The following is a 414-nucleotide window of genomic DNA, read 5'->3' as shown; positions in this document are numbered from 1 at the left end:
AAAGGAATTTCAATCCGTTTATCGTGTTCGCTCTTTAGCCTTAGTGAGACCTGTTATCGCTATCAGCCTAAATTAAGCGAAGAGAATGCACGGATAGCGGATTGGCTAGAACGCCTGACACAGAATCAGCGCAATTGGGGTTTTGGCTTATGTTTTTTATACTTACGGAATGTGAAAGGATTTATTTGGAATCACAAGCGCGTTTATCGTATTTATCGAGAGTTAGAACTCAATATGCGCATTAAACCAAAGAAACGGTTAATTAGGGAAAAACCTGAAGCCTTAGTGGTTCCGAAGACTATCAACGAATGCTGGTCAATGGATTTTATGCATGCTCAGTTAGAAGATGGCCGTGCTTACCGTTTATTCAATGTTATTGATGATTTCAACCGTGAAGGTCTTGCCATTGAGGTT

The 414-nt window shown here is 40.3% G+C and carries 1 protein-coding gene; it reads left to right on the top strand.

Translation table 11 applies throughout. The features are described 5' to 3' along the window. The coding region (locus tag Lnau_RS09640; protein ID WP_162263193.1) for a transposase at positions 1-414 on the top strand (414 nt) is incomplete at both ends.

This window comes from Legionella nautarum, from assembly GCF_001467895.1.
GTDB classification, from domain to species: Bacteria; Pseudomonadota; Gammaproteobacteria; order Legionellales; family Legionellaceae; genus Tatlockia; species Tatlockia nautarum.
This window is presented reverse-complemented; position numbering and strand designations above follow the sequence as displayed.